22 protein-coding genes are annotated in these 22,630 nt (G+C 69.7%); 12 read left to right on the top strand and 10 right to left on the bottom strand.

Features of this window, described 5'->3' with window-relative positions:
• Window positions 1-170: 170 nt before the first annotated feature.
• The 4 genes from IE263_RS37370 to IE263_RS37355 all read right to left on the bottom strand — a co-directional run bounded on the left by IE263_RS37370 (window position 171) and on the right by IE263_RS37355 (window position 3,924).
• Window positions 171-1,265 (bottom strand): substrate-binding domain-containing protein, encoded by a 1,095-nt coding sequence (locus IE263_RS37370; RefSeq protein WP_189942523.1) that lies wholly within the window; start codon window positions 1,263-1,265, stop codon window positions 171-173.
• 99 nt (window positions 1,266-1,364) lie between these two features.
• Complete coding sequence (locus IE263_RS37365; protein WP_189942522.1) at window positions 1,365-2,129, bottom strand: SDR family NAD(P)-dependent oxidoreductase; 765 nt, start codon at window positions 2,127-2,129, stop codon at window positions 1,365-1,367.
• Window positions 2,130-2,179: 50 nt separating this feature from the next.
• Complete coding sequence (locus tag IE263_RS37360) at window positions 2,180-2,572, bottom strand: nuclear transport factor 2 family protein (protein WP_189942521.1); 393 nt, start codon at window positions 2,570-2,572, stop codon at window positions 2,180-2,182.
• A gap of 74 nt (window positions 2,573-2,646) precedes the next feature.
• The gene (locus IE263_RS37355) at window positions 2,647-3,924 is read right to left on the bottom strand and encodes an MFS transporter (RefSeq protein WP_189942520.1); all 1,278 of its coding nucleotides are present in this window, start codon (window positions 3,922-3,924) and stop codon (window positions 2,647-2,649) included.
• 131 nt (window positions 3,925-4,055) lie between these two features.
• On the opposite strand from IE263_RS37355, the gene IE263_RS37350 reads away from it, so the two are divergent.
• On the top strand, window positions 4,056-4,637 hold the full coding sequence (locus IE263_RS37350; protein ID WP_189942519.1) for a TetR family transcriptional regulator: 582 nt from the start codon (window positions 4,056-4,058) through the stop codon (window positions 4,635-4,637).
• A gap of 117 nt (window positions 4,638-4,754) precedes the next feature.
• On the opposite strand, the gene IE263_RS37345 is transcribed toward IE263_RS37350, so the two are convergent.
• On the bottom strand, window positions 4,755-5,360 hold the full coding sequence (locus IE263_RS37345) for a TetR/AcrR family transcriptional regulator (protein WP_189942518.1): 606 nt from the start codon (window positions 5,358-5,360) through the stop codon (window positions 4,755-4,757).
• A gap of 259 nt (window positions 5,361-5,619) precedes the next feature.
• Between IE263_RS37345 and IE263_RS37340 the strand changes: the two genes are divergently transcribed.
• Window positions 5,620-7,035: a DHA2 family efflux MFS transporter permease subunit gene (locus tag IE263_RS37340; RefSeq protein ID WP_189942517.1), complete on the top strand. Its 1,416-nt coding sequence runs from the start codon at window positions 5,620-5,622 to the stop codon at window positions 7,033-7,035.
• A gap of 112 nt (window positions 7,036-7,147) precedes the next feature.
• On the opposite strand, the gene IE263_RS37335 is transcribed toward IE263_RS37340, so the two are convergent.
• Both IE263_RS37335 and IE263_RS37330 read right to left on the bottom strand, forming a co-directional pair.
• Complete coding sequence (locus IE263_RS37335) at window positions 7,148-8,290, bottom strand: thiolase C-terminal domain-containing protein (protein ID WP_189942516.1); 1,143 nt, start codon at window positions 8,288-8,290, stop codon at window positions 7,148-7,150.
• Complete coding sequence (locus IE263_RS37330) at window positions 8,287-8,703, bottom strand: Zn-ribbon domain-containing OB-fold protein (protein WP_189942515.1); 417 nt, start codon at window positions 8,701-8,703, stop codon at window positions 8,287-8,289. Before IE263_RS37330 ends, IE263_RS37335 begins: the two co-directional genes overlap by 4 nt.
• Before the next feature lie 240 nt (window positions 8,704-8,943).
• Between IE263_RS37330 and IE263_RS37325 the strand changes: the two genes are divergently transcribed.
• The 6 genes from IE263_RS37325 to IE263_RS37300 all read left to right on the top strand — a co-directional run bounded on the left by IE263_RS37325 (window position 8,944) and on the right by IE263_RS37300 (window position 14,966).
• Window positions 8,944-9,843: an SDR family NAD(P)-dependent oxidoreductase gene (locus IE263_RS37325; RefSeq protein ID WP_189942514.1), complete on the top strand. Its 900-nt coding sequence runs from the start codon at window positions 8,944-8,946 to the stop codon at window positions 9,841-9,843.
• 3 nt (window positions 9,844-9,846) lie between these two features.
• A complete protein-coding gene (locus IE263_RS37320) occupies window positions 9,847-10,704 on the top strand; it encodes a MaoC/PaaZ C-terminal domain-containing protein (RefSeq protein WP_189942513.1) in 858 nt (285 codons plus the stop codon).
• 23 nt (window positions 10,705-10,727) lie between these two features.
• Window positions 10,728-11,831: an NAD(P)-dependent alcohol dehydrogenase gene (locus IE263_RS37315; protein ID WP_189942512.1), complete on the top strand. Its 1,104-nt coding sequence runs from the start codon at window positions 10,728-10,730 to the stop codon at window positions 11,829-11,831.
• A gap of 87 nt (window positions 11,832-11,918) precedes the next feature.
• Window positions 11,919-13,328, top strand: coding sequence for an aldehyde dehydrogenase family protein (locus IE263_RS37310; RefSeq protein ID WP_229911375.1), 1,410 nt, complete (start codon window positions 11,919-11,921; stop codon window positions 13,326-13,328).
• A gap of 64 nt (window positions 13,329-13,392) precedes the next feature.
• Entirely contained in the window at window positions 13,393-14,298 is a 906-nt protein-coding gene (locus tag IE263_RS37305) for an SDR family NAD(P)-dependent oxidoreductase (RefSeq protein ID WP_189942511.1), read from the top strand.
• Between the two features lie 296 nt (window positions 14,299-14,594).
• Window positions 14,595-14,966 (top strand): DoxX family protein, encoded by a 372-nt coding sequence (locus tag IE263_RS37300; protein WP_189942510.1) that lies wholly within the window; start codon window positions 14,595-14,597, stop codon window positions 14,964-14,966.
• Window positions 14,967-15,396: 430 nt separating this feature from the next.
• Here the strand turns inward: IE263_RS37300 and IE263_RS37295 are convergent, their stop codons facing one another.
• Complete coding sequence (locus IE263_RS37295; protein ID WP_189942509.1) at window positions 15,397-16,671, bottom strand: cytochrome P450; 1,275 nt, start codon at window positions 16,669-16,671, stop codon at window positions 15,397-15,399.
• A 179-nt stretch (window positions 16,672-16,850) separates the two neighbouring features.
• On the opposite strand from IE263_RS37295, the gene IE263_RS37290 reads away from it, so the two are divergent.
• Together IE263_RS37290 and IE263_RS37285 are read left to right on the top strand one after the other, a co-directional pair.
• Window positions 16,851-18,095, top strand: a complete 1,245-nt coding sequence (locus IE263_RS37290; RefSeq protein WP_189942508.1) for an NAD(P)/FAD-dependent oxidoreductase — start codon at window positions 16,851-16,853, stop codon at window positions 18,093-18,095.
• Window positions 18,092-18,511 (top strand): HtaA domain-containing protein, encoded by a 420-nt coding sequence (locus tag IE263_RS37285; RefSeq protein WP_189942507.1) that lies wholly within the window; start codon window positions 18,092-18,094, stop codon window positions 18,509-18,511. The genes IE263_RS37290 and IE263_RS37285 overlap by 4 nt, the downstream gene beginning before the upstream one ends.
• A 9-nt stretch (window positions 18,512-18,520) precedes the next feature.
• Here IE263_RS37285 and IE263_RS37280 read toward each other — a convergent pair whose 3' ends face one another.
• Both IE263_RS37280 and IE263_RS37275 read right to left on the bottom strand, forming a co-directional pair.
• Window positions 18,521-19,375, bottom strand: a complete 855-nt coding sequence (locus tag IE263_RS37280) for a Cof-type HAD-IIB family hydrolase (RefSeq protein ID WP_229911374.1) — start codon at window positions 19,373-19,375, stop codon at window positions 18,521-18,523.
• A gap of 11 nt (window positions 19,376-19,386) precedes the next feature.
• Window positions 19,387-21,654, bottom strand: coding sequence for an LLM class flavin-dependent oxidoreductase (locus IE263_RS37275; RefSeq protein ID WP_189942506.1), 2,268 nt, complete (start codon window positions 21,652-21,654; stop codon window positions 19,387-19,389).
• A 139-nt stretch (window positions 21,655-21,793) separates the two neighbouring features.
• Between IE263_RS37275 and IE263_RS37270 the strand changes: the two genes are divergently transcribed.
• Both IE263_RS37270 and IE263_RS37265 read left to right on the top strand, forming a co-directional pair.
• Window positions 21,794-22,225, top strand: coding sequence for a MarR family winged helix-turn-helix transcriptional regulator (locus IE263_RS37270; protein ID WP_189942505.1), 432 nt, complete (start codon window positions 21,794-21,796; stop codon window positions 22,223-22,225).
• A gap of 157 nt (window positions 22,226-22,382) precedes the next feature.
• On the top strand, window positions 22,383-22,598 hold the full coding sequence (locus IE263_RS37265) for a ferredoxin (RefSeq protein ID WP_189942504.1): 216 nt from the start codon (window positions 22,383-22,385) through the stop codon (window positions 22,596-22,598).
• Window positions 22,599-22,630 lie beyond the last annotated feature (32 nt).

Below are 22,630 nucleotides of genomic sequence, written 5' to 3'. Positions count from 1 at the left end.
CGGCTGGTTGACGGCCCACGAGGACCACAGGGGCAGTAACCGGGAAGGCGGGAGCGTCGGGCGCGAGGCGGCCGATGAGCCGCTGTGCCTTGTTCGATTCCCGGAAATCCTGATGCCCTGCGTCCAAACAGTCAAGATGTCGATCAGAAATAACTCAAACGTTCAAACGCTCACGCGATAGCTCGTGTCGAGCCCCGTACTATGAGTCTCGGCAGCAGCTCGACGCGCTGAACCGGCTGGGCGTCCGCCTTGCCCGCGTCCTCGATACGGCGCAGGAGCAACTGGGCGGCGAGCCGGCCGACCGCACCCTTGGGGGGTGAGACGGCTGTCAGGGGCGGGGTACCGAGGCCTGCGACCACGTCGTCGTAGGCGACGACCGAGCAGCTCTCCGGCACCCGCACCCCGTTCTCGGCGAGCTGCTGCACCAGCATCAGAGCCTCCACGTCGCCGTGCAGGACGGCGCCCGTCGCCTCGACCTCGCGCAGCACCTCCGTCAGGTCCGCCACGTCGGAGGGCTCCCGGTCCGTGCCGGCGCGCGACGAGCTCAGCGTCCAGGCCCACTTCTCCACCAGCGGGTGCGCCTCGGCGATCTCCGACAGGGCGGCGCGCAGGGTGCGCGCGGTCGGGCTGTCGTCGCGGGTCGCGAACACCAGCCGCCGGTGGCCCAGCCGTACGAGGTGCTCGACGGCGAGCTGGGCGCCGTACCAGTGGTCCGAGCAGACCGAGTCCAGGGCGTGCAGCGCACTGCCTCGGGGCGGTCGGCGCTCCATCAGGGCGGCTGGTACCTCCAGGGCGGCCAGCCAGGCGTAGTCGGCTTCCTCGGCGTCCGGGCTGCGCCACCGAGGTGCGAGCAGCACACCGCACGCTCCCTCCGCCAGCGCCCGCTCCACCTGGGGGCGTTCGGCGTCCGGGCCGGGTGGGGCGATGTGCAGGGCGACACGGACGCCGGCGGCGTCGAACACAGTGCGGGCCTTGTGGAGGGCCTCGTTGAGGTACGAGTGGCGTTCCGGCACCACCACGGCCACGGTGTCACCGTCCCGGACGCCGCCCTCCGCTGCCTGCTGTGCCTCCTGCGCCGACAGCGGCGAACTCACCACCCCGTGCCCGCGCCGCAGCTTGCCCTCCTGGGCCAGCTCCTCGATGTCCCGGCGGATCGTCACCCCCGACACCTGCAGCTCGGCGGCGAGATCCCGGACCCGCGCGACCCCGCGCTCCTGCACGGCGGCCAGGATCCGCTGGCGCCTGACATCGACCGGCTCACGCATGTTGGTTCCCACCCTGGATGTTCATTTGAGCGATCAGGGTGATCAGCATACGATCGTTCGAAGTGTGGGGACAACGGTACGCGGAGGAGATCTCCGGGCTCAGCGGGGGTACAGGCCGCCGTCGAGCGTGATCACCTTGTTCGTCAGGTAGCCGTTGGTGACCATCGAGGTGGCCATGGCTGCGACCTCGTCCGGTGTGCCGAGGCGTCCCACCGGGATGGGCGCGGGCAGTTTCCCGCCCTCACCGGCGTCGGCGGGCAGGATCCGCGTGCCTCCGACGAGCGCGGGAGCGAGCGCGTTGACCGTGACGCCGGAGGCGGCGACACCGGCCGCCAGGGAATGGGTCAGCCCGTGCAGGGCCGCCTTGCTGGCGGCGTAGTGCGGGCCGATGATGCCGCCGTTGAGGGCCGCGATCGACGAGACGAACAGGACCCGGCCCCAGCCGCGTTCGACCATGCCGGGAAGGGCGGCCTGGGCCATGAGGAAGGGCGCGCGCACGTTGACCGCCATGGTGGCGTCCCAGGTGTCGACGTCGATGTCGGTCCAGGCCAGCTGCTTTCCGATGCCCGCTCCCGCGATGAGGAGGTCGACGGGGCCGAGTGCGCGGGAGGTCCGGTCGACCAGCTCGGCGGCGGCCGTCGCCTCGGACAGGTCCGCCTGGAGGGTGACCGCGCGGCCGGAGCCGTGGAGTGCGTTGATCCGCGTGGCGGTGTCCTCGGCGTCCTCGCCGTGGCTGCCGTAGACGAGAGCGATACGGGCTCCGGCGTCCGCGAGACGCAGGGCGACGGCTGTTCCGATGCCGCCGGAACCTCCGGTGATCAGCGCGGTGCGGTCGGCGAGCGGGGTGGGGGCGATGTCGTTCATCGGGTGTCCTCGGATGGTGGTGGGGGACGGGTTTGCGGTTCGGATGAAGGTCAGCCGCCGTCGACCTGGGCCTGGAAGGCGGCGCGGTCGAAGTAGGCCCTGGCCTCGCGGATGCGGCCGGTGTCGTCGAGTTCGAAGACGCTGATGCCCGACCAGTTGACCGGTCTGCGGTCCCGGGTGATGGCGGCACCGTGCCAGGTGACGGCGACGCTGTCACCGGCGATGTGTGCCTCGGTGGGAGTCAGCCCGAGGAAGGGGCTGAAGCCCGTGATGACGGAGACGACGAGGTCGCGCACGGCGGCGCGGCCTTCGAGGGGCGGCGTGCCGACCGGGTCGTGGAAGAACGCGTCCTCGGCGAAGGCGCCGCTCCAGGCCTCGGCGTCGCGGTTCTGCGAGGCCTGGAAGAACCGCAGTACGGCCGGGGGCATGACGGGGCCGGACATGATCGGTTCCTTCGAGAGGGATGCGGTGGCGGACAGGAGAGTCGTACGGATGGGGGAGGCTGAGGCCACTGCGCTCACCGGGACCGGGCCGGCGGCGCCGACTCGATGGCGTTCTCCTCGGCGGTTTCCTCACCGGCCCCGGTGATACGGCGCCCGCCGCCCCCGGCCACGTACGTCACCAGGGCCGACGCCACGGCGAGTGCGATGAGCGCGCAGACCGCCCACCAGCCGAAGTGCGTGTAGGCGCGGGTGCCGAGCCAGGACCCGGCGCTCGCGCCGAGGAACGAGCAGGTCATGTACCCCGTGTTGAGCCGGCTGTGGATCTCCGGGCGCAGGGCGAAGATCCGGGCCTGGTTGGCGACCTGGCCGCACTGCACCGCCACGTCGATCAGCAGCAGCCCGGCGGCCAGAGCCACGATCCCGACGACACCGCCGAGCGCGCCTGCCGCCAGCACCCCCGCCGCGGCGAGCCCGGCCACGACACACCAGAGGTTGACGCGGTCGGGGCCGTACCGGTCCACCCACTTCCCGGCGGAGGGAGCGAGGAACAAGCTGCCCGCGCCGACCAGGGCGAGCACGCCCACGGCCTGAGTGCCCATGCCGTAGCGCGGTCCGGTGACCAACAGCGCGACCGCGGTCCAGGCGGCGCTGAACCCTCCGAAGACGGTGACCTGGAAGAGCACGGACCGGCGCAGCTCCCTCTCCGTACGCAGCATGCGCAGGGTGTCCGCCAGGAGCGCTGGATAGCCGTCGCGGACTGCCGGGACGGTGGTGGGCAGGGCGGCGCCGAGCACCACGGCGAGCAGCGCGGTGAGCACGGCGGCGACCAGATACGGGGCACGCCAGCCCAGGTGCTCGCCGAGAACCCCGCCGAAGGCGCGGGCCAGCAGGATGCCGCCGATCAGCCCGGCCTGGAGGGTGCCGATCACGCTGCCGCGCCGCTCGGGCGCGACGAGCCCGGCCGCCATGGGGAGGAGGATCTGCGGCACCACGGTGGCGAGTCCGACCAGCGTCCCGGCGGCGAGCAGCAGACCGGTCCCGGGAGCGAGCCCCGCGGTCAGCAGCGCCAGGCTGGTCACCGCCAGCAGCACGGTGATCAGTGGCCGGCGGGGGAGGCGGTCCCCGAGCGGGACCAGCAGGAAGATCCCGACGGCGTAGCCGAGCTGGGTCAGTGTCGCGAGGGTGGTGGCCGTGCCGTCGGAGACGTCGAGACTCTGTGCGATGAGGGGCGTGATGGCCTGCGGGAAGTAGGCGTTGGCCACTGTGACACCGCAGGCCAGCGCCATGAGGAGGGGGAGCCCGCGGCCGAGGACCGCCGGCGCGGGGGCCGCGGGTGGTGTGGTCTGGGACATGCGGACGTGCACTCCTTTCGACGACGCTCCGTCCGCGAGATAAGCGAACGAACTAGATGGTTCGATTTTCGGGACCAGCGTGGCACGGCGCCGCGCGAGGGTCAAACGAACTGGTTCGTTACCATGGGCGCATGGCATATGACTCCGCGGCGACGAAAGAGCGCATCATCACGGCGGCGACCGCCGAGTTCGCGGCTCACGGCGTCGCGGGCGCCCGCGTCGACCGCATCGCCGCCGCGGCCAAGGCCAACAAACGTGCGATCTACGACTACTTCGGTGACAAGAGCAGGCTCTTCGCCGTCGTCCTGGAGCGTCGCCTCGCCGAACTGGCCGAGGCCGTCCCCCCGTCGGAGGACCTGCCCGCCTATGCCGAACGGCTCTTCGAGTACCACCGAGCCCACCCCGAGGCTCTTCGCCTGGTGATGTGGGAGGCCCTGGAGATCGGCGACGGGCCGGTCCCCGCGGAGGAGGAGCGCACCGCGCACTACGGCGACAAGGTGACCGCCGCGCAGGTCGGCGAACCCGACCCCGACGCCCGTACGCGCGTGTTCTTCACCCTCGCCCTGGCGAGCTGGAGCGTCGCCATGCCGCAGCTGCGGCGCATGGTGCTCGGCGGCGACTTCGGTATGGACCGGCTTCGTCAGGAGATCGCTCGCGCTGTGGCGTCGCTTCCTTCCGACGGTTCACGAGGGCAGGCCGAAAGCCGGCCCTGAAGGCTCTGGCGCGGACCGGGACCGCCGGGCAGGGTTCGCACTCCGTCGGCCGTCGTTCCCGTTCGAGAGGCGGCCGTGCGCACCGGAGCCCCTGTCGTGACGGTCGGCGGTGGCGGGCTATTCGCTCTCCGGCGGGATGACGACCGCGCGCATGAAGGGCTCCAGCAGTCGCAGCGGATTGTTCGAAGGGTCGAGGAGGGCCTGGAGTCGCAGTCCGTCCATCATGGCCAGCACCATGACCGCTCTGTCGTCGGCGGTCAGTTCCGGACCGCCGTGCGGCGTGCGCAGGGATCCGCCGCGCAACCGCACGCGCAACCGCTCGCTCCGTCGGGTGAAGTAGTCGTGCGCGGGGTGGGCGGGGTTGGTCGCCGCGACGGCGAGGGCGAGCCAGCTGCGCAGATAGTCGGTGTCCGCGAACTCGTCGGCCAGGATCTCGCCGAGTACCGCGGAGCCGGCGGTCCCTGACGCGAGGATCCGGTCGGCTTGTTCCTCGTCACGCTCATCCCGCTGGGCGAGGGCGGTGAGGAGAAGCTCCTCCTTGCCGGAGAAGTGGCGCAGCAGCGCGGCGTGCGTCATGCCCGCGCGTGCGGCGATGTCGCGCAGCGAGGCCCGCTCGAACCCGTGCTCGGCGAAGCTCGCGAGGGCGGCGCGGACGATCTGGGCCCGCCGGGCCGGTGTGGTGGCGTACGGGCCCCGGCGCCGAGCGGCGGTGTTGTCGCTCATGGTGCTTCCTCTGCCCAGTCTCTGCATCTGACGTCAACCGAGGGTTTGTCGCCCAGACCGGGAGTTTAGTCGTGCCGGAAGGTGACCAGGGCGGTTGCGGTGGGGTTCGGCACACACGCCGACTCCAGAGCAACATTCTAGTATGGTGTTCTACTGTTGGGGCAGGCCGTCGTGGTCCGGCCAATTGCCAACATGCGCTTCGACGGTGGGGTGTCCTGTGTCGGAACCGAGCCCAGCCCGCACTCCCAAGTCCGCTTGGGTGGCCCTGTGGGTCGTCCTCGTCGGCGGCTACTGCGCGATTCTCAACATCACGGTGATCAGCGTGGCGTTGCCGGACATCGAGGCCGATCTGGGCGGGAGCATCGACGTCGACTGGGTCGCCACGGCATTCCTCGTCGGCGTCGTCTTCGGGCTGCCAGCCACGGGTTGGCTCGCTGACCGCTTCGGCCGGAAGACCGTCTACTCGGCCTGCGTCGTGATCTTCGGCATCGGCTCGCTCCTGTGCGCCTGGGCACCCGACATGCCGCTCCTGGTCGCGGGCCGTTTCGTCCAGGGGACGGGCGGGGGAGCGCTGATTCCCGTCGGCATGACGATCGTCCTGGAGGCCTTCCCACCGGACAAGCGGGGCACGGCCATGGGCTTGTGGGGCATCGGCACCGCGGGAGCACCGGCCGCGGGGCCGGTTGTGGGCGGCTGGCTGGTCACCTCCGTCGGCTGGCGGGCGATCTTCGTGGTCTTCGTGGTGCTGGCAGTCCTGGCGTTGGTCTTCGCACTCGCGCTGCTGCCGTCGTCCGGCTACCGGCAGCGCCGCCGGTTCGACGCGCTCGGCTGGGCCATGGCCTCCTCAGCCGCGGTTCTTGCCGTGTTCGCGGTCCGCCAGGCCCCCGCCCTGGGCAGCACATCCCCGATCCTCTGGGCCATGGCCGCAGCCGTGGTCGTGTTGTCCCTCTGGCTCGTCGTGCGGTCACTCAAGGTCAGCGATCCGATCATCGACTTCCGGATGTTCGGGAACTGGACCTTCAACCTCACAGTGGCGCTGACCGCGTTCATCAACGTGGCGCAGTACGCGCGCGTGAACTTCCTGGCCGTGGAACTGCAGACGGTGCGCGGCTTCGACGCTCAGTACGTGGGACTGCTCCTCGCGCCGGCCGCCATCGGTGTCGCACTCACCGGCCCGCTCGGAGGCCGGCTGACCGACCGGGTGGGCGCCCGAACACCGGTGATCTGGGGGCTTGTCGCCATCGTGGTCAGCATGTGGATGTTCGCGACTCTGCGCACCGACACCCCCACGTGGGAGATCGCGCTCGCCCTCGTGCTCCAGGGTTGCGGCATCGGACTCGCCAACATGCCGGTCACCGTCGCTTCGATGAACAGCCTGCCCCAGCGGTACGTCGCGCAGGGCAGCGCCATCACCAATCTCACGGGACAGTTCTCGGCAGCGGCGGGCGCGGCGGTGTTCGGTGCGTTGCTGGTGGCCCAGGTGGGCAACGCGACCGGGGAGGGCGTGCCGGCCCGCACCGCCCAGGAGGCCTTCAACAACCTCTTCCTCACGGCGTTCTGGGTCGCGGTCGTCGGATTGGCCGTGGCCTTTCTCCTGCCGGGAAAACGCAAGTACGCCATCCTGCGTCGGCTCCGCGCCGACGAGGCGGCCGTCGAGACCTCCGCGCAGAGCTGAGACGACCACGACCGGCCGGGCGGTCCTTTCGCCTGATGGCGGGCGGCCCACGACACGACGCGGTGCCGGTCGGTATGACCGGCACCGCGTCAGCCGTGCTCCCTCAGGCGTGTCAGGGACGTTCGGCCGCCAGCACCAGCGAGGCCGCGGTGGAGAACATGCCCCCCACACCCTGGGCGAAGCTCAGCTCAACGTCCGGAACGGGCACGGCGGCGGTGCCCCGCACCTGCCGTACCGCCTCCTGTATGGCGAACATCCCGTACATACCGGTGTGCGTGTACGACAGACCGCCACCGTTGGTGTTCATGGGCAGGACGCCACCCGGTTCGGTGTTGCCCTCGGCGACGAACGCCGCCGCCTCGCCGGGCTTGACGAAGCCCAGGTCCTGCAGTCCGTACAGGGGGACGTGGGCGAACGCGTCGTAGACCATCAGGTGGTCGATGTCGGCGGGGCCGACGCCGGCCTCGCGGAACGCGTCGGCGCTGGAGTCGCGGAAGGCCCGGGAGGAGGTGAAGTCCTCCATCTGCGACACCATCGAGTGCGTCGTGCTCTCGCCGGTGCCGAGGATGTATACCGGCCGTGACGGCAGGTCGGCGGCCCGCTCGGCGGAGGTCACGATGAGGGCGCCGCCGCCGTCGGTCACCACGCAGCACTCGGCCTGGTGGAAGGGGTACGCGATCGTCTTCGACGCGAGCACGTCCTCGACGGTGATGAGGTCGCGGCGGAACGCCCGTTCGTTGGGATGGGCCCACTTCCGCTGTGCGACCGCGACGCCGGCCAGTTGTTCGTGGGTGACGCCGAACTCCTTCATGAACCGCAGGGCGGGCACGGTGAACATGGTGACGAAGCCGGCGGTCCCATAGGGCATTTCGAACTGGCCCATGCCGCTGCTGGGGGAGAAGTTCAGCCCTGGTTCGCCCACGCGGGAGCGGCCAGACTCGCCGTGCGTGATGAGCACGGCCGAGGCCATGCCGGCGGTGATGGCGGCGGCCGCGTGGCGGACGTGCAGGAAGTAGGAGCAGCCGCCGACGCTGGTGGAGTCGACCCATCGGGTACGGATGCCGAGCGCCTCGGCGACCTCGCCGGGCGAGAACCCGGTGCCTGCGATCCCGTCGATGTCGGCCGGCGTGAGCCCGGCGTCGTGCAGGGCGTTGCGGGCCGCCTCGACGTTGAGGTTGAGCGCGGAGTGCTCGGGCAGGACGCCGACACGGTCGGTCTCGGCGGCTCCGACGATCGCGATCGAACCGGGCTTCACGCGGTCACCTCCGCCGGAGCGAACACGGGCACGACCACGCCGTCGCGGTCCTGGAACCCGACCTTCAGCGGCATGTCCAGGACCAGGTTCTCGGGGGTGTTGTCGATGCCGACGATGTTCGTCATCATCCGCGGCCCCTCGGCGAGCTCGACGACGGCGATCGCGTACGGCGTCTCGTCCTCGAAGCCCCAGGCCGGGCGGTGGTTGATGTTGTACGAGTGCAGCGTGGCGTCACCAGACACCTTGACCCATTCCACCTCGCCGTCGAAGACGAAAGGCGAACAGGGCCGGGGATGGAAGAAGAACCTTCCGGTGGTGGCGCAACGCTGGATGTGGAGTTCGCCCCGCGCGGCGGCGTCCCAGAACGGCTGTGTCTCGGGAGTGGGTTTGGGCAGGAATTTGGTCTTGGGCACGGCGCCCTCCGGATCACGTCGACAGTTGGCCCAGTTTTAGAACCTCGCTCTGATACTGACATGTGGTGGAGGTTGTTGACCAGAGTTGGATTCTAGTATTCAATTCTGGGAAAGCGGTGTGATCGAGACGGCCGCCGCATGGCATCGCCGCAGGCGAATGTCCTCGGGTGTGGACGACTGCGACACCGTCAAGCACCTGCCCGTCCAGCTCGACCTGGAGTGAGAGGCGTGAGGCAACCTATGTCCAGCAGTTTGGAAGGCCGGGTCATCGTCGTGACCGGCTCCGGGCGAGGGCTCGGCCGGGAGCACGCGCTCCTGCTCGCCCGTGCCGGAGCCTCGGTGGTTGTCAACGACCTCACCGAGGGCGGCCGGGGACCCGCGCACGACGTCGTGGACGAGATCCAGGCGCTCGGCGGCCATGCGGTCGCAGACTCGCACTCGGTGACGACGTGGGACTCGGCGAACAAGATCGTCGAGACGGCGCTCGCCTCCTTCGGCCGGCTCGACGGGGTCGTGTGCAACGCGGGATTCCTGCGGGACCGGATGCTGGTCAACATGTCCGAGGCCGAGTGGGACGACGTCATCAAGGTCCACCAGTACGGCACCTTCTACATCCTTCGGCGCGCCGCCGAGCATTGGCGCGGTCGGTACAAGGCCGGTGAGAAGGTCAACGCCTCGGTGGTCACCACGACCGCCATCTCCGGACTCCACGGCAATGTGGGACAGGTCAACTACGGGGCTGCCAAGGCGGCCATCGCCCTCATGACGATCTCCGCCTCCCGCGAACTTGAACGCTACGGCGTCCGCGTCAACGCGATCTCACCCGTGGCCATGACACGGCTGACCGCGGGCAGTATCGGCGGCGGTGAGGAGGTCGAAGAGCCGGACGACTCGCTGGCGCCGGCCCATGTCTCGCCCCTCGTCGCCTGGCTGCTCAGCCCGGAATGCACCTCCAACGCGCAGGTGTACGGCGTGTTCGGACGCCAGATCCACCGCTACACGGGCTGGACGCCCGCCGAGTCCGCCGTCGCCGACGCGGACTGGACGATCGACTCGGTGGCGCAGGCACTGCGCGGCTGGCCCGACCACCACGATCCGGGATTCATCCCCGGTATCCCGCAGCAGACGGTGGGGAGCTGACCCATGCCGATCAACGACGACCTCATCGGACGGCAGTTGGGTCTCGCCGAGACGAGCTGGACCAGCCGGGATACCCGGCTGTACGCACTGGCGGTGGGCGCGGGCGGCGCCGACCCCGAGCAGGAGCTGCAGTTCACCACCGAGAACAGTGCCGGGATCACCCAGCGCGTCCTGCCCACCTTCGGTGTCATCGACGGTGGCAGGGTCGGAGTCGGCGGCCTGTTGAGGGAACTGGACGACGTGGATCTTTCGCGCATGCTGCACGGTGCCCAGGAGGTGGAGCAGCACCGTGAGTTGCCGGCGGCGGGCGACGTGGTCACGTCCGGGCGGGTCAGCGCGGTGTGGGACAAGGGCAAGGCCGCCGTAGTGGAAACCGAGTCGGTCACCTCCGACGCGGTCTCCGGTGAGCGCTACGTCACCTGCCGCCAGACCCTGTTCTTCCGCGGCTACGGCGGCTGGGGCGGCGAGCGGGGGCCCGGCGCCGGAAGTCCGGTGCCCGAGGCCGAGCTGGACCGCACCCTGAAGACCAGCACGCGCCTCGACCAGGCGCTGCTCTACCGGCTCACCGGTGATGCCAACCCGCTGCACTCGGACCCGGCCTACGCGCGCAGGGCGGGCTTCCCCCGGCCGATTCTGCACGGCATGTGCGTCTACGGCATCGTCGGCCGACTGCTGCTGAACGAGTTCGCCGACGGCGACCCGGCCGCCTTCCACAGCCTTGGTGGCCGGTTCTCGGCTCCGTCGTACCCCGGTGACGACCTCGTCGTCTCGGTGTCGGGCCGAGGTCCCGAGCACCGGTTCGTCGTGGACAACCAACGAGGCGAGCGGATCCTGTCCGACGGCCTGTTCGTCATCGGCTGACCTACCGAAGGAAAGGAGTCGCCATGGCCGGATCCGTACCGCCCGTGGTCGACGCCGCGGTGACCCGTGGCGTCAACGAACCGTTCGCGCTGGAAGCGCTGAAGCTGGGCCCACTCGGCCCGCGTGACGTTCTGGTGCGGATCGCCGGCGTCGGCATCTGCCACACCGACCTGGCGATGCGCGGCCCGGCCGGACAGGAACTACACCCCGTCGTCCTTGGCCATGAGGGCTCCGGAACCGTCGCGGCGACAGGAGCGGAGGTCGACGACGTCGCGGTCGGCGACTCCGTCATCCTGAGCTACGACAGTTGCGGGCACTGTGCCAAGTGCCGTACGGGACGGCCGTACTTCTGTACGACCTGGTTCGACCTGAACTCCGGGCAAGCCGAGTCCAGATCACATGCCACGCTGACCGATGCCACGGGTGCGGCCGTCAACAACACCTGGTTCGGGCAGTCGAGCTTCGCGAACTACGCGGTCGCGACGGCCCAGAACGTGGTGAAAGTCAGCCCCGACCTGCCCCTGGACATCCTGGGCCCGCTCGGTTGCGGCCTGCAGACCGGTGCCGGTGCCGTCGTGAACGTGCTGGGGGTCCGGCCCGGTCAGTCCCTCGTGGTCTTCGGGGTGGGTGCGGTCGGTCTCGCCGCGGTGATGGCCGCCCGGATCTGCGGCGCGGGCGCGATCGTGGCCGTCGATGTCGTGCCGGAGCGGCGCGAGCTGGCGCTGACGCTGGGTGCCACGCACGCGGTCGACGGAGCGTCACCCGAACTGTCCGTGCAGCTCCAGAGCATCACCGGTGGCGCTGACTTCGCCTTCGACACCACCGGCAGGTCGGCCGTCGTCGCCACGGCTGTCGACGCGTTGGGCCAGGGCGGCACCTGTGCTCTGGCCGCCCCGGGGGAGGAACTGCGCATCCCCGCCCAGCAGATCGTCTTCGGGCGCCGACTGATCGGAGTCCTCGAAGGAGACGCAGTCCCCGGTGTCTTCGTCCCGCAGATGATCGAGTGGTGGCAGTCCGGACTGTTCCCGTTCGACAAGCTCGTCGAGCGCTTCCCCCTGCATGAGATCAACGCCGCCGCCGAAGCGGCCGCCTCCGGCCGGGTGGTCAAGCCGGTGCTCATTCCCTAGCCGCGCTTTCCGCGGCCGGTCGCACCGGCGGCGTCCGGCCGGGACCGGCGTAGTTCGTCCACACACAACCTCGAAAGCGGGGCCGCCATGCGCCAATCGCTCATGACCATCGACGGCGAGGCCGTCGGCGGAGACGATTCGTTCGAGATCATCAATCCGGCCACAGGTGCGCCCGTGGGACGCGCACCGCAGTGTTCCCCGGCGCAGCTGGACGCGGCCATGAACGCCGCGCAGCGGGCTTTCACCACGTGGCGGCAGGACGCGGCCGCACGGCGCGAGGCCCTGCACCGCGCGGCGACCGTGGTCCGCAAGTCCGCCCAGGAACTCGGCCCGCTGTTCACCGAGGAACAGGGACGTCCGCTGTTCGCGTCCATCGGCGAGATCACGTACTCCGCCGACTGGCTGGACTACTACGCCGACCTGGAGATGCCCGACGAAAGCGTCGTCACCTACCCGGACCGCACCCTCGAGATCTCGCGGCGGCCTGTCGGCGTGGTCGGCGCGATGACGCCGTGGAACGCGCCGATCCTGCTCGCGATGTGGAAGATCGCCCCCGCCCTGGCGGCCGGCAACACCGTGGTCCTCAAACCGTCCCCCTTCACGCCGCTGACGACCCTCGCGCTCGGCCGGATCCTGGCCGACACCCTGCCGCCCGGCGTGCTCAACGTGCTCAGCGGCCTGGAGCCGCTCGGTCGTGACCTCGTCGCGCACCCGACCCCGCGCAAGATCAGCTTCACCGGATCGGTGCCGACCGGGAAGCTCGTCGCGGCGGCAGCCGCACAGGACCTCAAGCTCATCACCCTGGAACTCGGCGGCAACGACGCGGCGATCCTGCTCGACGACGTCGACATCGACGCTGTCCTGGAGCCCCTGTTCTTCTCCGCTTTCGCCAACACCGGGCAGATCTGCGAAGCGACCAAGCGCGTCTACGTGCCCCGCCGTCTATACGGCAAGGTGCTCGACGCCCTGGCCGACCGAGCGCGGGCCGCACGGGTCGGGAACGGCCTCGAACCCGGCGTCGAACTCGGCCCGCTCACCACGCCGTTCCAGCGCGACCACATCGAGGAGCTCGTCGAGGACGCCCGTGCCGCCGGCGCCACGATCGCCGTCGGCGGGAGGCGTCTGCCGGGCGACGGGTACTTCTTCGAGCCGACCGTCGTCGGTGACATCGAGGACGGCACCCGGCTCGTGGACGAGGAACAGTTCGGTCCGGCGCTGCCCGTCATCCCCTACACCGACCTGGACGAAGCGATCAGCAGGGCGAACCGGTCCCCGTACGGGCTCGGCGGTTCCGTCTGGACCAAGGACCTGGACCGTGCCCGAGCGGTGGCCCGCCGGCTCGACACCGGACGGGTCCGTATCAACACGGCCGGTCAGATCCCGCCCCCGGAGGCCCCCTTCGGCGGCGTGAAGTGGAGTGGGATCGGCGTGGAGAACGGTCCCTGGGGGCTGGCCGCGTTCACCGAACTGCACGTCACCGAGATCGCGAACCCCTGACAGCGGGGGAGCGACCTGTCACATCCGGCCCTCGGGCCGTCCGACACCTTATGGAGAACCCAACATGAGTAACTGGCTCAAGGACCGAGTGGCCGTCGTGACCGGAGGCGGTCGGGGCATCGGAGCGGCCATAGCCTCGATGTACGCCGCCGAGGGCGCGGCGGTGCTGGTCAACGACCTCGGCGGATCCGGGGCGGGAGAGGGCAACGACACCGCGCCCGCCGATCTGCTGGTCCGTGAGATCACCGGGTCCGGTGGTACCGCCATCGCCGACTACACCGACATCAGTGACCACGAGGCCACGGCGGCGATGATCAACCGTGCGATCGAGGAGTTCGGCCGTCTGGACATCCTCGTGAACGTCGCGGGCATCCTCCGCGACAAGATGATCTTCAATCTGGAGGAGAAGGACTGGGACGCGGTCATCGCGGTCCATCTCAAGGGGCACTACAACACGATCAAGCCGGCGGCCCAGTACTGGCGCAAGCAGCGGGACGAGAACGCCCACAACCGGATCATCAACTTCACCTCCATCGCCGGCCTGCACGGCTCCGCCGGTCAGCCCAACTACGCGTCGGCCAAGATGGGCATCGTCGGTCTGACGTACTCCTGCGCGAACGCGCTGAGCCGTTACGGAGTGACCACGAACGCGATCTCGCCGGGCGCCGCGTCCCGGCTGGTCGCGACGGTTCCCTCGGAGCGGCTCCAGGACGATGTCAAGGACGTCATGCACGGCCCGGAGTACCTCGGCCCGATCGCGACCTACCTGGCCAGTGAGCGGTCCGCCTGGCTCAACGGCCGGGTCATCGGCGCCCGAGGTACCGAGGTGGAGCTGTACAACATCCCCGAGCCGATCCGGGCGGTGGCCACGCACGAACTCTGGGACCTGGACACCCTCGCGAAGCAGGTCGAGACCCACTTCCGGGGCCCGGCCAAGGCGCCGCTGGTCGCGCCGTGGTTCACCGACTAGACAGCGCACAGCTGCTGCACGCCGAGGCGGCGCTGGACCAACAGCACAGCCAGGGACACCAAGCATTTGATCTTGCTGTGTTCGCCTACAGACGACGAGCCGGTCTCGTACGCGGCCGGCCATGCAGGCCGGGTACCGGCCGACGTGGCTGCCGCGTCCGTATTCACTCGCCGACCGGCACGTTCTTTACGGTCTTGGAGATCCCTGGCCAGTCGGCGGGGTGCCGGTCGCGGTTCTCGGGTCAGATCGGCACGCAGTGTGGGCGGTCCGGATCATTCTCCAGAAAGGCATGACCCATGTTTGTCCTCGCCGCTGTGCTGAGCGTGCTGCTCGCCGTTGTCGGGCTGGCCGCCGGACTCCCGAAAGCCCTTCTCAAGGGCAGCATCCCAGCACAGTTGCAGTCTCCGGGGGGCCTCAGCGCCCCGCTGGTCCGGTTCATCGGGCTGGCCGAGCTGGCCGCGGCCGCAGGGCTCCTCGCCGGTCTCTTCTGGCAGCCCGTCGGAGTTGCCGCCGCCCTGGGGTTTGCGGTCGTGCTCGTCGGAGCTGTCGGCTTCCACGCCAAGTCCGGCGACTACGCCAACCCCGAGACCCGCGGCAACGCGATGGCACCTGTCATTCTCACCATCGTCGCGATCGCTGCCGCCGTCACTCTCGTCCTCGCCTCCTGACCAGCGCCGGAACCCGCGGAGCCGCAGATCTTCCGTCGCCCGGCAGATCCAGCCGGGGGTCGGGGGATCACCTCTCCACGCGGGCCGCGACCGTTCATCAAGACGGCCACCTGCCTGGCTGGGGCCGAGCGCGTGGCCGGGCGGCGACGCGTTCGTTCTCGTTCGGAACACTGACCGCCACCGCGAAGTCCGCCGTACGCGACGTCTGCAGATCGGGCTGAAGCCCCCCGGGGCTGTCCAGTTCCTGCCCCCGACGGCAAGGGAGCGAAAGCTCCTGATATCTGTCGACGACCGCCCGGCGTGGCGGCGGTCGGCGATCTTCCGCCCTGTCCCCGCAGCGCGTAGGGGCACCACCCGGCCGGGTGGTGCCCCTACGCGATTCTGGTGTTCCGCGAGCGTCCCGGAGGGGAGGGCTCAACGGGCGGTCGGCTCAGGGGATGTGCACCGGAAGCCGGCGCATCGCGTTGAAGCGCTCGTTCGGGGTGAAGAACTCGGGCTCTCCCACCTCCATGTCCGGCAGCTTGGTGAGGAACTGCCGGAACAGGGCGCGGAGCTGCGCCTTGGCGACCGCGTTGCCGAGGCAGTAGTGGATACCGCCGCCGCCGAATCCCAGGTGCGCGGTCCGGCCACGCTTCAGGTCGAACTTCCAGGCGTCGGGGAAGGCCGTCTCGTCACGGTTGCCCGAGCAGTAGTACATGACCACCTTGTCGTGCTTCGTGAGCGACTTCCCTCCCAGCACGGTGTCCTCCGCGACCGTGCGCGCGAACAGGGTGACCGGGGAGGTGTGCCGTACGAACTCCTCGATGGACCCCGCGATGCGGTTGTCGTAGTCCTCGGCGAGCCACGCCTTCTGCTCGGGATGCGTCCAGAGCTGGTGCGTCGCCCAGGACGTCGTCTGCTTGGTCGTGTCGTTTCCTGCGGCGCTGAGCAGCAGCGTCACTCCGCCGATCTCCATGTCGGTCAGGGTCCGGCCGTCGAGGCGTGCCTCGCCCAGGGCTGTCGCCAGGTCGTCCGCGGGATGCTTGCGGCGGTAGTTGACCACCTCCACGCCGATCGGCAGGAGGACGTCGAACTGTTGTTGGACGAACTCGGGGATGCTGACGCCTTCGGGGCGGACGGTCGGGTCGGGGGCGTTGGCGAAACGGTCCCCGGCCTCGACGAACTCCTGGCGGAGATGATCGGGGATGCCGAACATGTCCGCGATGGTCAGCATGGGCAGCCGGGCCGACACTTCCTCGACGAAGTTGATGTCACCGGCGCCGACGACCCGGTCCACGATCTCCTCGGCGCGCTGCTCGATCTTCTCGATGAGCTGCTTGACGGCCTTGGGGGTGAACGCGGAGCTGATCATCTTCCGGTACCGGCCGTGTTCCGGCGGGTCCGAAGTCAGCATGCTGGGCTCGAGCTGAGGCGTGGGGCGTACGTCGACACCGAGCGTCGAGGTGAAGAGCTCCGTGTGCTCGCTCACGTACCGGATGTCGTCCGCGTTCACGACGGCCCAGAAGCCGGCTTCCCGGTTCGGGTAGCCGTGCGCGTCCATGGGCGGGTGCCAGCTGACGGGAGCGTTCTCCCTCAGCCAGGCGAAGGACTTGTCCCGTTCCCGCCACGGCTGGGTCCAGAAGGCATCGCTCGAGATGTCCACCTCGGTGTCGAAGGGGTGTTCCGTCGTGAACAGCTCCTGCGGCTCATGATGCCGAACAGCCATCTCTCCTCCTTTGGAGTCGACTTCGACAAATTAGAAGCACGCTCTAAGATAGGCGCCGGAAAATGGCTGGTCAACCCTATCTGTGCTCGCATTATGGCAAGGTCAGGGCGTTGCTGCTAGAGCTGTCTTCTAGTATCATCCTCGATCGTGAATGCTTATCCAGCACATGTGAGGCAAGAATGAACGGCGATGGTGGTGCGTTCGTTGTCGTCGGCGCTTCTCTGGCGGGACTCCGTGCTGTCGAGGCCGCCCGTTCCGACGGCTACCAGGGGCGGATCGTCCTCGTCGGCGCCGAGGCGCATCTGCCGTACGACCGCCCACCACTGTCCAAGAACTACCTCCTGGCCGGCGCGGAACCCGACTTCCTCTCGACGGAGACCGAGCTGCGCGAAGTCCTCGACGTCGACCTGCGGTTGTCGAGCACGGCGACTTCGCTGAACGCCGACCGTCGGACCGTCACCGTCGACGGCGCCGAGATCCCGTACGGCAAGCTGCTCATCGCGACGGGTGCGACGCCGAGGAGACTTCCCCAACTCGCTCCCCTGGGCGGCGTGCACGAGTTGCGCACGCTGGACGACGCGCAGCGCGTGCGGAAGGAGATCTCCGCCGGTTGCCGGGTGGCCGTCATCGGAGCGGGCTTCATCGGCGCGGAGACCGCGTCCTCCGCGAAGCACCTGGGCGCGGACGTCGTCCTTCTCGAAGCGGCTGACGCGCCGCTGGTGCGCGCGCTCGGCGAGTCCGTCGGCAGCGCGGCCTCCGCGCTCCATGAACGCAACGGGGTACGGCTGGTCCTGTCCGCCAGGGTCGAAGGCTTGGTGGGAGAGGACGCCGTGCGCGGTGTCCGGCTCGCCGACGGTGAGGTGATCCCCGCCGACGTGGTGGTCATCGGCATCGGTGTCGCTCCGGCCGCCGCGTGGCTGCGGGGGAGTGGTGTCGACCTGCATCCCCGCGACGGCGGAATCCAGTGTGACGCGCTGCTGCGCACGTCGGTGCCGGATGTGTACGCGGCCGGTGACGTGGTCCACTGGCCGAACGCGATCATGGACTCCGCGATGCGGCTGGAGAACTGGACGAATGCCGCCGAGATGGGTCGTCATGCCGCCCGCAACGCCCTGTGGCCCGAGACGGCAGTGCCGTACTCGACCGTGCCGTACTTCTGGAGCGACTGGTACGGGCAGCGGCTCCAGTTCGTCGGAACTGCCGACGCGGACCACGTCGAGTTCGTCTCGGGCGATCCCGAAGCCGACAAGTGGGTGGCCCTGTACCGTGACGCGGGCCGCCTCGTCGGCGCGGCGGCCCTCAACGAACGGCGCAGGATCATGAAGTACCGGCGGATGATCAGTGAGAGGCTGACGTGGGAGGAAGCCCTCACGCGGTTTCCCCCGGACTCCCCGGGGCGCACTCCGAGCGCGTCCACCTCATGACGGCCTCTGCTCTGATCTGGGCGGTGAAGGACTCCTTCACCGCCTACGTCCGTTCCTTCGGCGCGACAGAGCTCACGCCGCCCGCGGAGGAGACCGCCGACAGCTTCCGCTTCCCGATCGCGTCGGCGGAGGGGGCCGTACTGAAGTTCGCCGGCGCGGTGGGGTTTCATGCGCACGCCGGGCTGCTCGATGTCGTCCTGGCCGATCCCTGGCTGCACATGTCCGGCACCGGCTGGTTCATCTCGGTCGTGGACGGCTCGCGACCGGCGGGCTCACGTGTCTCGATCGCTTCCCTGCCCGGCCCACCTGCTGCCGTTCTCGGAGCGCACGACGCCGTTCTGACACGCGACGGCACCCCGCTCTTCGACCAGCAGTACCGCACGGGCGAACCGCTGGCGCCCGTGCGCGTCGAATAGCGTCCTGTCTCAGGCCCTGGCGCCCGGCCGGCGCAGCGCGGCGACGAACTGTTCGAGTTGCCGCGCCACGCCGTCGTCGTCGTTGGACGCGGTGCGGTGGCGGGCGGCCGCAAGTACCGCCGGGTGGGCGTTGGCCATGGCGTAGGAGTTGCCGACCGCGGTGAGCATGGGCAGGTCGTTGGGCATGTCCCCGAAGGCGGCGATGTCGTCTCTGCCGATGCCGAGCCCGCCTGCCCAGGTGGTCAGGGTGCTGGCCTTGGTGACGCCGGGCGCGCTGAACTCCACCAGGGACAGTCCCGTGGAGTGCGTGGTCTCGGCATGTCCGTCCGCGGCCTGCCGCGCCCGGTCGTGGAAGACGTCGAGGGGCAGCGTCCGATGGTGGGCGAGGATCTTCGCCACCGGGTGGCCCGGGGGCCGGAACAGCAGTTCCTCGGCCGCACCGATCAGGTCGACGGTGTCCTCCGCGTACGACCAGCTCGGGTAGGCCGGTTCGTGCGCGAAGTGGTGGTCGTATTCGAAGGCGAAGGACACCCCGGGCACCGCCGCCCGCACCCGCGCCACCAGCTCGGCCGCCTCGGAGGCCTGGATCGGCCAGGTCCGCAGCGCGGTTCCGTCAGGTGCGTATACGGCGGCCCCGTTGGCGGCGATCACGCAGTACCGCCCGATGGCCGCCAGGAGGCCGGGTACGGCCCGCGGCGGGCGGCCGGTGACGAGCACGATGCCGATACCGGCGTGCTCGGCGGCCGCCAGCGCGGCACGGGTGCGGGGGGACACTGTGCCGTCACTGCGCAGCAGAGTCCCGTCCAGATCGGTCGCGACGAGCCTCACCGGCGGCGGGGCGACGTCGCCGGGCGTCGGTGCCACGGTGGCCGCCTTCAGTTCTCGACCGGCACGGCAGGGGTGATGGCGAAGTTGCTCCGGAATACGTTCTCCGGGTCGTAGACGGCCTTGGCCTTCCGCAGCCGTTCCAGGGTGGCCGGCGGGAACGCCTTGGTCAGCGCCGCCGCGTGGTCATGCGTCTCGAAGCTCAGATACAGGCCCGACGTCGGCAGCTTCCGCCACTCGCGGTCGGCCTGCTCCTCGTGGCGGCGCCGGATGACGGCGGTGAGGGAGAAGTTCTGGCTGCGATGGGCGTACGCGGTGGCGTCGGCGGGCACGTCGTTGACCGCTCCGCCGACCGAGCGGATCTGGGCGTAACCGGCGTCGCCCCGCTCCAGCAGGCCCGCCAGGACCGCGGCCGTCGTGGCGTCGATGTGGTCGACGAGCCCGCTCCGGCTGCGGAACAGGGACTGACCCCCCTCGTGCGGGGCGTTCACCGGGGCCACGACCGCGGCGTACGGCAGAAGCCGCGCGGTCTGTTGAAGGACCGGGGCGACGGGCAGGAAGCGTTCCAGTTCCCGGGCCGCCCGTTCGGTGTCGTCGCCGGCCCAGACGGCGTACGTCTGCGCCACCCGTTGCCCGCGCTGCTGCACCAGCTGGAGGAACGGGGTCAGCTCACGTGGGCTCGTCTCCACCAGTTCGCCCCAACTCTGAAGGAATTCGGCCGTGTTGGTGGCATCGTGCAGGATCTGGGCGAAGACGACATCGCCGAGTTCGGTCGCCTCGATGTCGAACGAGGTGACGATGCCCATGTTGGCGCCGGCGCCGCGCAGCGCCCAGAACAGTTCGGGGTGGTGCTCGTCGTCGGCGCGTACGACGGAGCCGTCCGCCAACACCACCTCCGTGCCTCTGACATGGTCGATGGTCAGGCCGTACGAACGTCCGAGGAGGCCCTGTCCGCCGGTGGTGGCGAGCCCGCCGACACCCACGTCCCCGTTGTCGCCGGACCCGATCGCGAGGCCGTGCGGGGAGAGCACGGCGGCCACGTCACCCCATCGCGCACCCGGGCCTATCCGCACCAGACGCCGCTCGCGGTCGAGGATCTCGACGCCGTTCAGGCCGCCGAGGTCGATGACGGTTCCGCCGTCGTTGGTGGAACGGCTGCTGATGCCGTGGCCGCCGCTGCGCACCGACATCGGTGCGTTCTGGGCGCGGGCGTAGCGCAGCGCCTCGGAGACCTGCTGGGCCGTGGTGGGGCGCAGCACGAGTCCGGGGGAGCCGGGCCAGAGGTAGGTGGAGCGCACCGTGGAATAGGCGCGGTCGCCGGGCTCGACGGCCCGCTCGCCGAGGCTCGCGGGAACGCCGTCGTAGTCGATGCCGTCACGGCGCTTGGCCAGGACGGAAGCGGGGCGGATGCCGCCGGTGCGGGTACCCGCGGCCCCGCGCTCGGCCGCGACCTGTTCCCGCAAGGCCGGCGCGACCTCCTGAGCGAAGGTCTGCAGGGAGACCGGGTCGTCGGAGCCGAAGACGAAGGTGCTGAAGCCCTCCTCCAGCACGAGCGGCAGAAGCTGCTCCACCCACTGCTCGGGCGGGCCCTGGAACTGCTGCGCGGAGGTGCCGAAGGAGCCCGAGACGTTGAGCAGGCGGCGGATCTCGCGCGGGTCGCGGCCGTGCCGCTCGGCCGCCTCGTCGATGATCGCGTTGGCCTCGGACACGGTCGGCGAGGACACGTATCCCAGGCTGGGCAGCCAGCCGTCGGCCTTCTCCCCGATCAACCGCAGCATGCGGGGCTTGTAGGCGCCCAGCCAGATCGGTACGTCATGCGCCGGTGCGGGGCCTCGCTTGGCGCCTTTGACCTGGTAGTAGGTGCCGTCGACGCGCAGTGTGCCCCGCTCCTCCTCCGCCCAGATGCCGCGCATGACGTCGATGGCCTCGCTGAGGGCCTGGACACTCTCGCCCGGCGACAGCCGTCGCCCGCCCATGGCCTCGATGGCCTCCCAGAAGGCGCCGGCGCCCAGACCGAGGTCGACCCGGCCGCCCGACAGCAGGTCGAGGCTGGCCACGGAGCGGGCCAGGACCGCGGGGGGCCGCAGCGGCAGGTTGGTGACATTGCCGGACAGGTGGATGCGCTCGGTGCGGGCGGCGACCCAGCTCATCAGCGTCCAGGCGTCGAGAAAGGCCGGCTGGTAGGGGTGGTCCTGGAAGGTCACCAGGTCCAGGCCCACCCGCTCCGACAGGACCGCCAGGTCCACGACGGCCTGGGGGGCCTTGTTCTGAGGGGTGAGGAACGACCCGAAGCGCAGGTCGTGACCGTAGTCGGTCATCGCATGACTCCCGTCTCAAGTGAGCCGTGACGACGGCTCCGGCCCGCGCAGGGCCTTCTTCGTGGACGCTAACAGATCATTGAACACGACCAACGATCTGTCCATTCCCATCGTTGCCGCCGATTGATAGAATCGTGAAGTGATCATCGACCGCGTCAGCTTCGCTCTGGCCCACTCCGGCAAGGTCGTCGAGGCGGCGATCCGGCAGGTCCTCGCCGAGCAGGGCCTCAAGCTCAGTCACGCCCATGTGCTGGGCCTGCTGGCCGAACGCGAGCGGTTGAGTCAGCAGGCTCTGATCGAGGAACTGCAGGTCGATCCGAGCGTGCTGGTCACACTGCTCAACGCCCTCGAGGGGGACGGACTGGTCGCCCGTCGCCGCGATCCTTCCGACCGGCGTCGGCATGTCGTGGAGATCTCCGAGCGCGGGATGGCTCTGGTCGCGCAGGTCGACGCCGCCGTGCAGGCCGCGGAGGCGGAGTTGTTCGGCAGCCTCGACGACCAGGAACTGGCCGCCCTGCGCCGACTGCTCGACCGAGTGAAGGGCGCGAAGACGGACGCCTGCGCCGACTGAGGCGGCTGGACCCTCCACCGGTTCGACACATGTCGATCACGCATGCCCGCACTCGCTCACCTGCACGTTCGGGCGCTGCCCACGGTCTCGTCCGCCCCCTCCTCGACGCTGGAAGAGAGGTTCACATTAGAGCGTCCTTCTAGTACGCTCCTCTGGTATGACGACTGACAGCAGTGCAAGGATCGTTGTCGATCGCGACCGATGCACCGGTATCGGGATCTGTGAGTCGATCGCCGACGACTACTTCGAAGTCGACGACGACGGGACGCTGGAGCTGGTGCGCGATCAGGTGCCGCACGGTGATCTCGAGCGGCTGCGCGAGGCGGTGCGTGGCTGCCCGGCCCGCGCGTTGACGCTGACAGAGCAGGCATGAGTCCTGCGACGGACCGTACTTCTCAAGGGAGA

Origin of the sequence: Streptomyces aurantiogriseus, assembly GCF_014649375.1 — a bacterium.
Classification (GTDB): Bacteria; Actinomycetota; Actinomycetes; order Streptomycetales; family Streptomycetaceae; genus Streptomyces; species Streptomyces aurantiogriseus.
This window is presented reverse-complemented; position numbering and strand designations above follow the sequence as displayed.

Coding starts and splice junctions, on each gene's coding strand:
- IE263_RS37350 (WP_189942519.1), top strand. CDS start 4,056: ATGGCATATGACTCCGCGGCGACGAAAGAGCGCATCATCACGGCGGCG.
- IE263_RS37355 (WP_189942520.1), bottom strand. CDS start 3,924: ATGTCCCAGACCACACCACCCGCGGCCCCCGCGCCGGCGGTCCTCGGC.
- IE263_RS37345 (WP_189942518.1), bottom strand. CDS start 5,360: ATGAGCGACAACACCGCCGCTCGGCGCCGGGGCCCGTACGCCACCACA.
- IE263_RS37320 (WP_189942513.1), top strand. CDS start 9,847: ATGCCGATCAACGACGACCTCATCGGACGGCAGTTGGGTCTCGCCGAG.
- IE263_RS37290 (WP_189942508.1), top strand. CDS start 16,851: ATGAACGGCGATGGTGGTGCGTTCGTTGTCGTCGGCGCTTCTCTGGCG.
- IE263_RS37265 (WP_189942504.1), top strand. CDS start 22,383: ATGACGACTGACAGCAGTGCAAGGATCGTTGTCGATCGCGACCGATGC.
- IE263_RS37285 (WP_189942507.1), top strand. CDS start 18,092: ATGACGGCCTCTGCTCTGATCTGGGCGGTGAAGGACTCCTTCACCGCC.
- IE263_RS37305 (WP_189942511.1), top strand. CDS start 13,393: ATGAGTAACTGGCTCAAGGACCGAGTGGCCGTCGTGACCGGAGGCGGT.
- IE263_RS37295 (WP_189942509.1), bottom strand. CDS start 16,671: ATGGCTGTTCGGCATCATGAGCCGCAGGAGCTGTTCACGACGGAACAC.
- IE263_RS37310 (WP_229911375.1), top strand. CDS start 11,919: ATGCGCCAATCGCTCATGACCATCGACGGCGAGGCCGTCGGCGGAGAC.
- IE263_RS37275 (WP_189942506.1), bottom strand. CDS start 21,654: ATGACCGACTACGGTCACGACCTGCGCTTCGGGTCGTTCCTCACCCCT.
- IE263_RS37370 (WP_189942523.1), bottom strand. CDS start 1,265: ATGCGTGAGCCGGTCGATGTCAGGCGCCAGCGGATCCTGGCCGCCGTG.
- IE263_RS37360 (WP_189942521.1), bottom strand. CDS start 2,572: ATGTCCGGCCCCGTCATGCCCCCGGCCGTACTGCGGTTCTTCCAGGCC.
- IE263_RS37365 (WP_189942522.1), bottom strand. CDS start 2,129: ATGAACGACATCGCCCCCACCCCGCTCGCCGACCGCACCGCGCTGATC.
- IE263_RS37325 (WP_189942514.1), top strand. CDS start 8,944: ATGTCCAGCAGTTTGGAAGGCCGGGTCATCGTCGTGACCGGCTCCGGG.
- IE263_RS37300 (WP_189942510.1), top strand. CDS start 14,595: ATGTTTGTCCTCGCCGCTGTGCTGAGCGTGCTGCTCGCCGTTGTCGGG.
- IE263_RS37315 (WP_189942512.1), top strand. CDS start 10,728: ATGGCCGGATCCGTACCGCCCGTGGTCGACGCCGCGGTGACCCGTGGC.